This is a genomic window from Paenibacillus sp. LK1, from assembly GCF_002750415.1.
In the GTDB taxonomy this organism is placed as follows: Bacteria; Bacillota; Bacilli; order Paenibacillales; family Paenibacillaceae; genus Paenibacillus; species Paenibacillus taichungensis.
The window spans coordinates 75,630-88,977 of the sequence record NZ_PEII01000014.1 but is presented as its reverse complement, the minus strand read 5'-3'; the positions used below and the strand labels follow the sequence as shown (position 1 = coordinate 88,977).

Here is a 13,348-nt window from a genome sequence, read left to right as displayed (position 1 = left end):
TTTTTAACGGAGGAAATCCGGGGATAAAGGTGAGCGCTTCGCTTCTTCAGATGGGTTCTGCACTCTTCGTTCTGGTGTAAAAAAAAGTTAAACTTAAACCATTTTTATTGGGGTAAGAACTCGTTTGTATACGCTTTGGATACATCTACCTGCTCATCGAGCAGTTTTTTGCTAAACATCCAATCCGTGTAGTTCTGCCATACTTCCTGCTTCTGCTCACCCCAGCGTGGTGCGTCATCCTGGTATTTCGGACTCAGCCACTTCTGGCTTGCGAGTACAAGATCCTTATCCAGATCCGGTACGGCCTTGATCAGAATGTTGGCAGCGTCTTCGGGATGTTCAATCGCGTATTGATATCCCTCGGAAGTCGCTTTCAGGAACGCTTTAACCAGCTCGGGATCGTTCTGAATCGTCTTTTCATTGGTAACGAGTACAGGTGTGTAGTAGTCCAGTGCTTCGGAATAATCTTTTACATACAGCATGTCGATCGGTTCGCCGCGCAGTTCGGCTTCGATACCCGTCCATGCGTAGAAAATCCATGCAAAGTCGATATCGCGTTTCACAGCGGTGAAGAAGTCTGCATCGCCCATGCTAATATTTTTTACTTTGGATACATCGGCGCCTTCGCCTTCCATAATGGATTGCATCACAGCTTCTTCCACTGGAGAGCCCCAGCCACCATAGGTTTTACCTTCAAAATCTTTGGGAGATTTGATGTTCCGATCCGCCGGAGCGGCAAATCCGGACGTGTTATGCTGAATGACTGCAGCGATAGACACGAGCGGTACGCCCTGTGTGCGGGCCTGGGTTACACTCTCCTGATAACTTACGCCAAAAGGCACTTCGTTCGAAGCTACCATCGTATCCGCGCCTCCAGCACCTGGCTGTACAATCTCGACATTTAAGCCTTCGGCTTTGTAAAAACCTTGATCTACGGCCGCATACAGGCCGGTATGATTTGTATTTGGTGTCCAGTCCAGCACCACTTTAACGTCCTTGAGGGCTGCGTTGTCACCTTCATTGCTGTTTTCGGTGTTGCTGTTGCCATTTTCTCCTGAAGGTGCAGCTTCTTTGCCGCCACATGCGGCCACAGCCACTAGTAGGACGCACAAGAGCATTAGGCCCATCATTTTACGCCATCTCATCTTCATTTCTCTCCTTCATGTTGTCCGGCCAGTGGCGCGGGGTACTCCTTGGCTTCATATCCAAGCTTCTTGCATAAATCGACAGATTTATACCAGCTATGATCCGGATGACGTCACTTTTTTTAGCTCTCTGGCTATATAAAAGAACATTAAAAAAGCGCCCCGTTAATCCGGGACGCGTGCAGGCGTTAGAGATGTGGCACTCAGCAAAGAGGCTGGGCCAATTCGATATACTCCGATTCCTACGCTGGCATGATCCAGATCAGGTCTAAGGGTCAGTATCTTGGTGGGATACACTCTCAGCCGGCCTATTCCGACTCCCCTGGGAAACTATGAAGTTACGGGCATTACTAGGTGTAATTATAGGCCAGAGGCCCATGCATGTCCAGTCAGGAACTGGATAGGGGCACGTATGAATGAATCAAAAAGGCCATTATACATGCGTATAACGGCCTCTCTAGATGTGTGGTTTTTAACAATTATCTTGGCGAATCATATAAGGAAATCTGACTGAGTGCAAAAGCATCGGATTTCGGGTCATAGCCTACCTGTTTCTGAGTGGTTTCCAGATTTAATCGTTTAAATCGATTATTCGAGATCCCATGCAGTATGGTGAAGGGCTCCAGATCTGTAGCTGTAATTGTTTTGAACATCAAATCACACAAGTCAGCCGGACTAATATACGCGCTCATATCCCTTGCCTCCAGCGCGGGTCCATCTGGTTGAAAATCATCATATGCACCTATACGTACTGCTACACTTTGTAAGCCTTCGGTATACGCAAAATAGGAAGCGAGCGATTCACCAAAACATTTGCTAACTCCGTACAAATTCCGTGGGCGTGTCGGCATGTCCGGATAGACTTGAGCATCAATGGGATACCCCTCGATCGTCTGTGCACTGCTTGCCAGAATGACTCTCCGCACACCTTGGTCCTTAGCTGCACGGAATACATTAAATGTACCCTTGATATTAATATCCAACAACGATTCATAGAATCCGGCATGCGGGGAAGGATCTCCCGCCAGATGTACAACCACATCCATGCCTTCGCAAGCGTGCTGACAGGCTTCGGGATCTGTCACATCCAGTGTCATGATCTCATGGCTTGTCCCTTGATACGTATGTAGTCTGTTGATATTCAAATCCGTTAGTCGAAGGTGAAATGCTTCTGACAAGTGTTGGGACAAGTCACTTCCAATTTTTCCGGCTGCGCCGGTAATTAAAATGTTCATAAATCAGCTCCAATTCTTAGCGCTGGAAGAACTCAATCCATTCCTTTTCAGGTCCATAGATGAAGAAATAACGGTAACCGTTAGGCAGTGTAATCATCTCTCCATCAATAAATTCGGCCTCAGTTGCCTTAATGCGGTTGTACTCAGAATCAAGGTCATCGACATGGATGGCAAAATGGTGCACCGTACCTTCGGAAGGCAGCTTGTCGCTGTATCCCTGAATCAACTCAATCTCGGTCTCATCGCTTCCGTTGAAGCCGAGAAAGGCGAGCTGAATGACACCGTTGGTATGGGTTACCCGGTCTTTCAATTCAAGACCAACAATCTCCGTATAGAAACGCAGCGTGGTCTCCAGATCACGAACGGCAATGCCGACGTGGTCAATGCGCTTTTGAAAACTCATAATCAAAATCCTCCTTATATTTAACGATTTTTTTCTACCATTTTAAGGGATATCATAGGGCTGTACTACGAGGTTGTCAAATAAGATTTTAATTTGGAAAAATTATAATTGTTCACAGAATGTTCACTTATGAGGAGGGGGTCATTATCTCTATAATTACGAAGGTAAACAGAGAGGATGAGAGATTTGCCAACAACGAAGAAAGAACAGATTATTTTTGGAATGATGATGTGCACAGGGATGGTCGTCGTCATGATGACTTTCAATTTATGGCACAATGGGTTATTGAGCAAGATGTCCGCGCTAGATATACTGCTTCAATTCATATTGTGTTTTATCATTGCGTTCCTGGTGGAGTCCTTCATTGTTGGACCTGTAGCGAGAAAAATTGCATTTTCCTTACCTTTTGACAAATCCAATAAAATTTTGGGCGTGCTCGCTATGTCATTTTTCATGGTCATTGGAATGGTTCTGATCATGTCCTTGTACGGAATGATTTCCGCTTACCTTGCGAATCAGTTAAGTGGAGCATCCGTACTAAATACGTATCTTCATACGATTGCTCGTAATTTCAGCCTGGCGCTTCCTTACCAAATCATTATTCTGGGACCACTCGTTCGATATGTATTTGGTAAATTCATTAAGGATAAAGGGAGTGTAGTCCCTTCAACCTAAATAACGTTAGTTCCGATTTAGAGCATCTGAAAGTATTTCCTGGGCAATCGTCCACTGGTCTAGGATAAAGAAGTAATTGTGCATTTTTAAATCAAAAAAGGCGTCGTAGCATTCACGCTACGACGCCTAACTTTTTACAGCTATGATTCATTGAATTTAATTTTATCTTCTGTTTGGTAGATGTTACGATGCTGAACTCACAGTATGCCTGCGCTGCCATTGATACGCAATCACGCTGATAATCAGCAGACCAACTGCAAAAATGGCAAGCATCCATGCTGACTGGTTAACCTCCAGATGATCGAGACTCCAGCCTGTAACCAAAGGCAGAATGGCACCACCAACCCCACCTGATGCAATCAGGATGCTGGGCGTCGATTCTTCTGTTCCAGGCAGCATTTTGCTGGCGAAGACGAGGGCAATGGAGAATACGCCCGATAATGCGAGCCCGAGCAACAGAATGATCAGAAATGCCGACCAGATCTGGTTGGTAAAAGGAAAGATCATCAGCAGTACAACTGCTGCAAGGCAACTGTACAGAACGTAGACGCGATATTGGAATTTCTCCGCAATATATCCGGCAAAAAGTCGTCCAACAGACATGGCGATCCAGAAGCAGGTAACACTAAGTGCAGCACCTGCTTCCTTCATGTTCATTTTCTCAATCAGAATGGCTGGCATGAAGTTGGCAAGGCTCATTTCAGTGCCGACATAGAGAAAGAAAAATAAAACAAATAAAGACAGAAGAGCCAAATTACGGCCGTGATAGGTTGAACGAGTTGGTTTAATGTCTTCAGGATTCGTCCCATTTGGCGATTCAGCAGCGTGAGTGTGTACAGGAGTCTGGTCTGAGCTACGGCGACTCAGCTCGTTGTCCAGCTCACCGAATGAACTTTTGGCCCAGAAGATAAAAGTCATCGCTGCACAGACGGCAACCACGAGGAACGACATGCGCCAGTACCCGGCAGAAATCAGACCGCTTGCAATGAGAGGCATGACCATGGCGCCGATACCAAATAACACTTCAAGTCGGCTCATGGCAACCGCCGTATTATCTTTAATTGCAGCAATAATGATTGTACCGATGACAGCTTCTATCATACCGAATCCGAATCCGGCTGCAGGTGCAATGACGAACATCCAGCCCCAAGGAGGCAGCAGCATATAGGATAACTCTGCGATGCAGAGCAGAGCTGCGGCAATTAATAGACCGCCTCGTTTCCCGAAGCGTTTATTCAACCACGGAGATAACAATACACCACCCAGGAACCCGGCAAATTGGGCAAAGATCAGTGTGCCTCCCTGACTATAATCCTTGCCATAATGTTCAAGAGCAACGGGTAGGATGGAGCCGAGAACCACATGGGCAAGTCCGATGAGGAAATAGGATAAGCATCCAATCCAAAGCAATTTTTTCATGAAGAAAAACTCCTTCTAGATATTATGTTATGTAGTAAGTCTGCCATTCAGGAGTATTTCCTAAAAACAAACAATCTCTATCATAACAGGACATGTAAGGGTGTGCACGGATAACTTGCAATGGAGGCTAAAATTCGTATATACTGAAAAACAACAATTACAGATCGGACCATGCCGTTGAAGAGCATCCAACTCGGAGGCGTTTTCGCCAGGGGAGCGAACCATTCCCCAAGTTAACCGGAACCGCCCGTTATCGCGGACCAAGAGGCTGAACCAGAATATTCTGGTTTGGCAAGTTGGGTGGCACCGCGAGCAGAGCGCTCCTCGTCCCAAGGGATGAGGGCGCTCTTTGTATTTTTAAAGCCAAAGGAGACGGTGACCATGTTGGAAATGAAGTGGATTCGGGAGCATGCAGAAGAGGTGCAAGCTGCGGCAGTTGGCAAGAGAATGAAGATCAGTATTCGCGAATTGTTGGAACGGGACGAGGAGCGCAGAGCACTTTTACTGGAAACGGAAGAAGGACGTAGAGTACGTAATTCGTTATCTGCAGATATTGGCAGACTGATGCAAGCTGGTGAGCGTGAACAAGCCGAGGGTTTAAGGGAACAGGTGAAACAGCTGAATGGTCAGTTAGAGCAAGTTGAAGCCAAGCTTGCCGTTGTGCAAGAGGAAGTGACAAGGCTGCAATGGTTGGTACCCAATGTTGTATCGCCGGACACGCCAGTGGGTGCATCGGATGAGGATAATGTGGAACTGAGACGTGTGGGTGAGCTGCCGGTATTCGATTATGAGGCCAAGGATCACGTAGAGCTCGGTGAACGGCATGACCTAATCGACATCCCACGTGGGGTGAAAATCGGCGGAACACGAAGCTATGTGCTCAAAGGAGCAGGGCTGCTCCTGCACCGGGCTGTACAGCAACTTGCGCTTGATCTGCTGCTGAAGCATGGATTTCTGCCAATGGAAGTTCCTCTGATGGTGAGGGAGAATACCCTTTTGAACACGGGGTTCTTCCCCACAGGACGGGATCAGGTCTATGAATTAGTGGGCGAGAACAAGTGGCTGGTGGGAACATCGGAAGTGCCGCTGGTTTCGTATTATGCGGATGAGATTGTGGATGTACAGGAGCCAATCAAGCTGGCAGCCACATCGACATGTTTCCGCAGTGAGGTTGGCTCAGGCGGGCGGGATGTACGCGGATTGTACCGGGTGCATCAATTTGCCAAAGTGGAACAAGTCATTATCTGTGCACCGGATGCGAAAGAATCGGAGCGAATGCTACAGGAAATTACGGGACACGCTGAGGAATTACTGCAATTGCTGGAACTGCCTTATCGTGTGGTGGCTGTGTGTACAGGAGATATGTCGCAGAAAACATACAAACAGTACGATATTGAGACCTGGATGCCAAGCCGCAATGCGTACGGGGAGACACATTCGTCGTCGAATCTGCATGACTTCCAGGCTCGGCGTTCAAATATTCGTTGTCGCGATGCCCAAGGTAAGCTTGCATACTGCCATACGTTGAACAATACGGCTGTGGCTTCGCCACGTATACTGATTCCATTGCTGGAGAATCATCAGCAGGCGGATGGAAGCATTCGTATTCCAGCCGCACTTCAGCCTTATATGGGCGGTGCTGAATATTTGGTTTTGCCTCACCAGGATGAAGAGAATTAAACAGATTACAAGCTGTGTGGAGAAGTGAAAAGTGGAACCCTTGTGGGGGTTCCTTTTTGTTTTGCCTGTGATGTTGGGACCAGTGGAGAGTGTTCAGCGCTTTTGTGTTACGGAGGCCGCAGTATAGGATGTGGAAGAGGGAAAAACCAGAAGGGTATGTCACACAGCTGTAACGTACAGATTGTATAGTAGAATCCAGTTTGGAAAGGAGGCGCAGATATGAACCTGCTGCTCGCGGATGATGAGCCGCTGATGCTGCAAATATTAAAAGCCTATTTCGTTAAAGAGGGCTTTCAAGTGTTTTTGGCCGAGGATGGGGAAGCAGCCCTGAATCTTTTTTATAATAATCAAATCGATTTGGCGGTTTTGGATTGGATGATGCCAGGTCGCAGCGGTGTCGAGGTGTGCCGGGAAATCAAGCGTACGAGTCGGGCGAAGGTACTGCTGCTGACAGCCAAAGGGGAATCGGATGATGAGTTTGTTGCCTTGAAGGCCGGGGCGGATGATTATCTGCGCAAGCCGTTTGACTCGCGTATCCTGCTATTGCGTGTAAAGAAGCTGCTGCAACTTTCCTCCAAGATTATTGTGGGAGAACTGACCGTGGATCTGGAAGGCCAGAAGATCTACCGTGGTGGAGTTGATGTAGGGGCAACCCATAAGGAATTCGAATTAATGAAGGTACTGGGAATGAATAAGGGGCAGATTGTAACCCGTAAAATTTTGCTGGATCAGGTGTGGGGTTTCGATTATTTCGGCGAGGAACGCACCGTAGACACTCATATCCGCAGACTGCGTGAGAAAATTGGAGAAGATTCGATCAAAACCTACCGGGGAATGGGCTACTGCCTAGAGGATCAAAATGAGTAAACTGACCCGAAAACTGCTCGTGCGCATTATCGGTGCATTGTGTGTTGTCTTTTTCCTATCCTTTATCGTCAATACGTTTTTCCTGCCTAGCTATTTTTTGTATCAGAAAAAGCAGAAGTTGGCCGAGTTAACGACCGAAATCTCTGCTTCAGAACACGGCGTTCCAATTTCACAGATTGAGAGCCTTGAAACGCAATACGAGGTCGCTATCGCTTATGCATCGTTGAAGGATAGTGTGAATGATATTAACGATCAACTGTTATTTCAATATAACCGCAAGGGAATTGCCCTCAGTAAATTTTGGCTGACAGAAGAGAGTATCTCTGCGCTGCGTGAGGGTGCCCGGGTTAATAAATTCTATGATCAGACCAAGTTGAAATCAAACTTTCTGGTGAACTTTGTGAAGGTGGGGGATTCCGTGTTTGCTGTCGGCGAATCCATCTCCCATTCATCGGAGACGATTCGAATTATTAATCAGTTCAATGCGTACATATGGCTCGGCATGCTGCTGTTGCTTATCCTGCTTTCCGTGCTGTATACCGCCCGGATCGTTAAACCGCTCGCAAAACTAAGCGAAACGGCTGAAGCCATTTCCAATTTATCGTTTACAAAGGTTGATATAAAGACAGGTGATGAGATTGAGTCTTTAGGACGCAGCATCAATGTGATGAGCGACAAATTGCAGCAGGCGCAACATTCTTTGGAAATGAAAAATGCTAACCTGCGAACGTTCATCTCGGACATCTCGCATGAGTTGAAAACACCGCTCTCCCTGATTCGAGTTTATGCCTCTGGCATTCAAGATGGCCTGGATGACGGAACCTATGCTAGGGTAATCCAGCAACAGAGCGAAGAGCTGGCTGGTTTAATTGACCGTCTGTTGGAGTTATCCCGTCTGCAGGCCGAAGTATATGATTTTGAACCTGTTGATCTTCGCCAACTGCTCACGGAGACACTTCATACTTATGAAACCGTATTTCAGCAGCATGGCTTGCATGTGGAAGTGGAGGATCGATGGACTGCCGAGACATGGGTGCTGGCTGATCGACGGAAGCTGGAGTCTGTTCTGCACAATTGGATGACCAACGCGGTGAAATATACAAGCGGTGACCGAATAACCATTACACTTGAACTGAAAGGGGAAGCGGCACATTTCGGTATCGCCAATGAAACGGATAAGGAAGAGCATGAACAGTGGGATCAGGTTTGGGAGCCCTTCTATGTAATGGATAGTTCGCGCAGCAAAAAGTTTAGCGGCACGGGACTGGGCTTGTCCATTGCCCGGACGATTCTGGAGAATCACCATGCCGACTATGGTCTTAGTGTAGCCGATGGAAAAGTTATGTTTTATTTTTCTTTACCTTTAATACAACGTTAATGAAGGAGCCGCCATGCAAATGGTGGTTTTTTTGTGTGAGAAGCAACCTGAACTAGAGCTTGTTCACGTTGGGAAAAGCCAATTGTTCCCCTGTCATACTGATGTAACACAATTGCCTTAGGATAGGCCTATCACCAAATCAGAACTTAATTCATGGAGGGATATCCGATGTTCAATAAAACCTTTTTAATAACGGGAGGCACAGGCTCATGGGGAGAAGAATTGGTCAAACAATTGCTCGTTCAGGAGCCAAAAGAGATACGTATTTTCTCACGAAATGAATCGCTGCAGGCTCAAATGAGACAAGCCGTCTCTGACCCGAGAGTGAAGTTTGTACTGGGGGATATCAGAGACCGATGGGAGCTTGCAGGTGCCTGCAAGGATGTAGACTATGTCTTTCATCTTGCGGCGCTTAAACATGTTCCGGTCTGCGAGGACCAACCGGATTGTGCGGTTAAAACCAATATTATCGGAACGCAGAACGTCATTGATGCTGCAATCGAGTATGGCGTGCGGAAGGTGGTATATGTCTCTACGGACAAGGCAGCGAATCCTTCCAGTATGTACGGGATGACCAAAGCCATCGGAGAAAAACTGATTTTAATGGCTGACAGTCGTTCCGCTACAAGCTTTGCTTGTGTACGAAGCGGGAATGTTCTTGGATCCACGGGGAGCGTAGTACCGTTATTCAAACGCCAGCTTGAGTTGAAGCAGCCACTTAGCGTTACCGATTCCAGAATGACACGTTTTTTTCTTCCTCTTGGTGACGCCGTGGAAATTCTCCTGTCGGCCATGGAGCAATGTGAGGGCGGTGAGATTATTGTACCCCGAATGCCATCCTGCAAAATAACGGATATCGCACGGGTTTTGGCAGAGGATGCGGGACAAAAGGATGTCCCGATACATTTTATCGGTGCCCGTCCGGGTGAACGGCTTTATGAAACGCTGATTTCAGATTGGGAAAACGTTAGGGAAGTGGAAGCGGAGAAGTCCTACTTTGTTGTCACCGCCTCTCTTGCACCCGAATTAGCGGATAAAGAGGGTAGTGGGACATCTATTCTTCCTGGCAGAGGATATCATTCGGAGGATGTCATCATGACCAAGGCAGAGGTTCGCGATATGCTGTGGAGAGGGGGATTTCTGTGTTCAAGCGGAGGATCATATTTACAGGAGGCGGCTCCGCCGGTCATGTAACAGCTAATCTCATTCTGATCTCCAGATTGCTTCAGGAGCAATGGGAGATCCATTATATCGGTTCCAAGCATGGCATCGAACGTCAATTAATCGGCAAAATCCCGGCTGTTCACTATCATGCGGTTGCAACAGGCAAGTTGAGAAGGTATTGGGCATGGGCGAACGTTTCCGATGTATTCAAAATTATACTTGGAGTGCTGCAAGCTTATCTGCTCATTTTACGAATTAAACCTCATGTTTGCTTTTCGTTAGGGGGATTCGTAGCTGTTCCTGCTGTAGTGGGTGCCAGGTGGAACCGGGTTCCGGTGCTGATTCTGGAGCCGGATCTACATCCGGGTCTGGCCAACAGGCTGTCACGGCGATACGCCCAAATGATGTGTACTACGTTTATGGATACCGCGACGTTCGCCTCCACGAAAGGTTCAGGAAAGACGATGTACGTGGGACCTGTAATCAGGGAGGAGTTGAAGCTTGGCAGCCGAGCACGGGGGATTCATTTTTGCCGATTTGTCTCCGACAGACCTATTCTGTTGATTATGGGTGGCAGTCAGGGCTCGGAAAAGCTTAATCGTATGGTACTTGAAACACTGCCGGAACTGCTCAAGCGTTATCAAATCATTCATATATGTGGTACAGGTAAATTGAACTCATCCTTCCCAAGTTTTGCAGGCTACAAGGCATTTGAATATGTGCATGAAGAACTTGCGGATTTAATGGTTATGGCGGATATGGTCGTGTCACGTGCTGGCTCCAATGCGATCCATGAGTGGTTGTTGCTACGGAAGCCGATGCTCCTGATTCCCCATGCCAACGGCGGATCACGTGTTGGACAGACGCTGAACGCGAAGTATTTTCAGGAGCGAGGTTATGCAAGGGTCCTCCAGGAAGAGGAGTTGACTGCTCAGACATTCCTGCGAGATATTAACCTTGTATATATGGAGAGGGATCGTATGGTGGGCCATATGAGGACGAGTGGAACGGACAACGCCGTTGACAAGGTTCTGCAGCTTATTCGTACAACGGTTTCTTCGGTAGAAAGAGCTGAACATGAGTAAAAGATTTCCCGAGCTGCAGCTGGTCATGTTCTTTTTGCTCATCGTATCTATCCTGATTATCTCAAAACATTTATTGTATTAAACTAGGATTGCAGCCTGTTACAATCCCGTTCTTATTCTGAATAAATAGGCATTCTTCAGTCACTTCCATATGACTTGAAGAATGCCTCTACTTATTTCGGAATGTAGGGGAGGGCTGTAGCAAGTAACAAATGTCGAAAGTTCCTCTTATCCGCGATTCTGCTCCAACCTGATTCATTTTTATGTAATGAGTTTCCGATATAATATAATAGAAGTAAAATATTGGATTACAGGAGATGAAAATTGCAATGAATGGAATGAAATTAGCAATACGAGGCAGCTTGGCCTTTATTTTAGTATTGGCATTACTGGCTCCTTCGTTTGCCCTAGCAGCCACGGGTGACGTGACATCTATCGAGATTACCAACAGTAGTCCGCAACAGATGAGTGTATCCCAGACAACTACACTTCAAGTGATGGCGGTGATTGAAGGGTTTGATAACAAGCAGGATGTTACGGGAGGCGTCACATGGTCCACGAGTAACGAAGCTGTTGCCACCATTATTAAAGGCAAAGTGAAGGCTGTGGCAGCAGGAGAAGCAACGATATATGCACAGGTAGATGGCGCCAAAGCGCAATTGCTTGTTAAGGTTCAGGATAAAATTAAAAGCATCAAAGCTTCGCCAAGTTCCTATAATTTTGTCAAAGGTAGTGAAAGTACGCTGCCTAAAGTAAGCATTGTACGTGCAAACGGCAAGGAAGAAGACGTCACATCCGAGATCGTATGGACGGTATCGAGTGCTTCCGCTGTGCTGGAGAGTGGTAAAATCAAAGGAATCACGCCTGGCAGAGTGCTGTTACAAGGCAAATATGGCTCAGAGACAGTTAAAGTTCCCGTAGCAATCACGGACGAGATTACCAAAGTCGAAGTAACTCCTGCTATCATGCAGCTGAATATTAAGAAATCGAAAGCGTTGAAGGTAATCGGTACATATGCCAATGGGAAAACGATTAATCTTTCGAAACAGGTAACGTGGACCTCTTCCAACAATAATGTAGCCATCGTCAAGAATGGTACAGTCAAAACACTGACGGAAGGACAAGCCACCTTGACAGGAACTTATCAAAATCAGACAATAAAGGCAGAGGTTACCGTTGTTCCTTTGCTCAAAAAGCTGATCACAGGCCAGAAAACACTCGTCTTATCGCCACAAGCAAGTACAACACTGAGTGTGATGGCGCAGTATGATACAGGCAAAACCAGGGTTGTAACGAGCAGTGCCGTGTGGAGCAGCACCAAACCAAGTGTAGCCACAGTAACAGGTGGTAAGATTGTGGCCGTGGGTAAGGGCAAAACATCCATTACCGCCAAATGGGGCAATAAAAAAGTTACTATACCGGTGACGGTAAAATAAAGTTTCAACGAATGAAATATATCAATTGAGATAAATTCATCATCGTGAACAGAAACAGATGGGGCGTAGATATACGCCCCTTTTAAGTATAAAAAATTGGATGTGATTAAAACTGAATTCTTCAATTATAAGCTCAGATACCAATCTCAGTGGGTTGGCTTACATGAAGTATCTTCTTCTGACCCTACTTTCGATACTGACACTTGGGATGATTGCCACAGTTGAGGACGCGAAGAAACGATCCCATATGAAGTACCTGGAACAATATCGATTGAAATTCAGTCCTGCAAAGGAGGGAAAATCTGAATGACAGTTCATCTGCAACCGGAAAATTGGCCTAAATGGGCGACAGAATCGGTAGAGATTGTTGAAGCCAACCCTATGTGGGGCCTACAGGCTCAGGAAGAGATTCGCCAGCTCAGAGAACTATTACAGCAGCTCAATATTCATCGATTTGAACATATCGGAAGCACGTCCATTCCCGGATTGCCCGCCAAGCCCATTATTGATTTGATGGGAGAGGTGCAGTCGTGGGAGGACATGGACTTGATTGCCGATCAGCTGAATCCGGTAGGCTGGAACTACGTTCCGCCTGAACTGGATGGTCGGGAATATAGACGTTTCTGGGTCAGAGTGAAGGATGATAAGAGGGCTGTACATCTTCATTTGATGCGCCCAGGCGAGGAACGTTGGGATCGCCAAATCCAGTTCCGGGATGTGCTGAGACAGCGTCCGGATCTGGTAGAGGTTTACGCGGCCTTGAAAGCTAAACTTGCTGATGAGAATAAGGATGACAGAGAAGCGTATACCGCTGCCAAAACAGATTTTATTTTACAAGTGCTTGATGAAGGCGTTTGATCC

General features: G+C 46.8%; 12 protein-coding genes and 1 riboswitch. Of the genes, 8 read left to right on the top strand and 4 right to left on the bottom strand.

Annotated features, from left to right (window positions below; translation table 11 throughout):
• Positions 1 to 104 precede the first annotated feature (104 nt).
• From CS562_RS26335 to CS562_RS26325, 3 genes are all read right to left on the bottom strand, one after another.
• The gene (locus CS562_RS26335; RefSeq protein WP_099858653.1) at positions 105 to 1,145 is read right to left on the bottom strand and encodes an ABC transporter substrate-binding protein; all 1,041 of its coding nucleotides are present in this window, start codon (positions 1,143 to 1,145) and stop codon (positions 105 to 107) included.
• A 221-nt stretch (positions 1,146 to 1,366) separates the two neighbouring features.
• Positions 1,367 to 1,479: riboswitch (TPP riboswitch) on the bottom strand.
• A 145-nt stretch (positions 1,480 to 1,624) separates the two neighbouring features.
• Positions 1,625 to 2,380, bottom strand: coding sequence for an NAD-dependent epimerase/dehydratase family protein (locus CS562_RS26330; protein WP_099858652.1), 756 nt, complete (start codon positions 2,378 to 2,380; stop codon positions 1,625 to 1,627).
• 16 nt (positions 2,381 to 2,396) lie between these two features.
• Complete coding sequence (locus CS562_RS26325; protein ID WP_076290655.1) at positions 2,397 to 2,783, bottom strand: VOC family protein; 387 nt, start codon at positions 2,781 to 2,783, stop codon at positions 2,397 to 2,399.
• A gap of 186 nt (positions 2,784 to 2,969) precedes the next feature.
• Between CS562_RS26325 and CS562_RS26320 the strand changes: the two genes are divergently transcribed.
• Positions 2,970 to 3,458 (top strand): DUF2798 domain-containing protein, encoded by a 489-nt coding sequence (locus tag CS562_RS26320; protein ID WP_076290654.1) that lies wholly within the window; start codon positions 2,970 to 2,972, stop codon positions 3,456 to 3,458.
• 183 nt (positions 3,459 to 3,641) lie between these two features.
• On the opposite strand, the gene CS562_RS26315 is transcribed toward CS562_RS26320, so the two are convergent.
• Entirely contained in the window at positions 3,642 to 4,877 is a 1,236-nt protein-coding gene (locus CS562_RS26315; RefSeq protein ID WP_076290653.1) for an MFS transporter, read from the bottom strand.
• Between the two features lie 381 nt (positions 4,878 to 5,258).
• Between CS562_RS26315 and serS the strand changes: the two genes are divergently transcribed.
• From serS to CS562_RS26280, 7 genes are all read left to right on the top strand, one after another.
• Positions 5,259 to 6,557 carry a serine--tRNA ligase gene (serS, locus tag CS562_RS26310; RefSeq protein WP_099858651.1) on the top strand — a complete coding sequence of 433 codons (1,299 nt, stop codon included), beginning with the start codon at positions 5,259 to 5,261 and terminating at the stop codon, positions 6,555 to 6,557.
• A gap of 219 nt (positions 6,558 to 6,776) precedes the next feature.
• Positions 6,777 to 7,424: a response regulator transcription factor gene (locus CS562_RS26305; protein WP_076290651.1), complete on the top strand. Its 648-nt coding sequence runs from the start codon at positions 6,777 to 6,779 to the stop codon at positions 7,422 to 7,424.
• Positions 7,417 to 8,802: a sensor histidine kinase gene (locus CS562_RS26300; RefSeq protein WP_099858650.1), complete on the top strand. Its 1,386-nt coding sequence runs from the start codon at positions 7,417 to 7,419 to the stop codon at positions 8,800 to 8,802. Before CS562_RS26305 ends, CS562_RS26300 begins: the two co-directional genes overlap by 8 nt.
• Positions 8,803 to 8,970: 168 nt before the next feature.
• Positions 8,971 to 9,996 (top strand): polysaccharide biosynthesis protein, encoded by a 1,026-nt coding sequence (locus tag CS562_RS26295; protein WP_099858649.1) that lies wholly within the window; start codon positions 8,971 to 8,973, stop codon positions 9,994 to 9,996.
• Complete coding sequence (locus tag CS562_RS26290; RefSeq protein ID WP_099858648.1) at positions 9,945 to 11,051, top strand: undecaprenyldiphospho-muramoylpentapeptide beta-N-acetylglucosaminyltransferase; 1,107 nt, start codon at positions 9,945 to 9,947, stop codon at positions 11,049 to 11,051. Before CS562_RS26295 ends, CS562_RS26290 begins: the two co-directional genes overlap by 52 nt.
• Positions 11,052 to 11,380: 329 nt before the next feature.
• Positions 11,381 to 12,487: an Ig-like domain-containing protein gene (locus CS562_RS26285; RefSeq protein ID WP_099858647.1), complete on the top strand. Its 1,107-nt coding sequence runs from the start codon at positions 11,381 to 11,383 to the stop codon at positions 12,485 to 12,487.
• Positions 12,488 to 12,793: 306 nt separating this feature from the next.
• A complete protein-coding gene (locus tag CS562_RS26280) occupies positions 12,794 to 13,345 on the top strand; it encodes a GrpB family protein (RefSeq protein ID WP_099858646.1) in 552 nt (183 codons plus the stop codon).
• Positions 13,346 to 13,348: the final 3 nt, after the last annotated feature.

Coding starts and splice junctions, on each gene's coding strand:
- CS562_RS26335 (WP_099858653.1), bottom strand. CDS start 1,145: ATGAGATGGCGTAAAATGATGGGCCTAATGCTCTTGTGCGTCCTACTA.
- CS562_RS26330 (WP_099858652.1), bottom strand. CDS start 2,380: ATGAACATTTTAATTACCGGCGCAGCCGGAAAAATTGGAAGTGACTTG.
- CS562_RS26325 (WP_076290655.1), bottom strand. CDS start 2,783: ATGAGTTTTCAAAAGCGCATTGACCACGTCGGCATTGCCGTTCGTGAT.
- CS562_RS26315 (WP_076290653.1), bottom strand. CDS start 4,877: ATGAAAAAATTGCTTTGGATTGGATGCTTATCCTATTTCCTCATCGGA.
- serS (WP_099858651.1), top strand. CDS start 5,259: ATGTTGGAAATGAAGTGGATTCGGGAGCATGCAGAAGAGGTGCAAGCT.
- CS562_RS26305 (WP_076290651.1), top strand. CDS start 6,777: ATGAACCTGCTGCTCGCGGATGATGAGCCGCTGATGCTGCAAATATTA.
- CS562_RS26300 (WP_099858650.1), top strand. CDS start 7,417: ATGAGTAAACTGACCCGAAAACTGCTCGTGCGCATTATCGGTGCATTG.
- CS562_RS26295 (WP_099858649.1), top strand. CDS start 8,971: ATGTTCAATAAAACCTTTTTAATAACGGGAGGCACAGGCTCATGGGGA.
- CS562_RS26285 (WP_099858647.1), top strand. CDS start 11,381: ATGAATGGAATGAAATTAGCAATACGAGGCAGCTTGGCCTTTATTTTA.
- CS562_RS26280 (WP_099858646.1), top strand. CDS start 12,794: ATGACAGTTCATCTGCAACCGGAAAATTGGCCTAAATGGGCGACAGAA.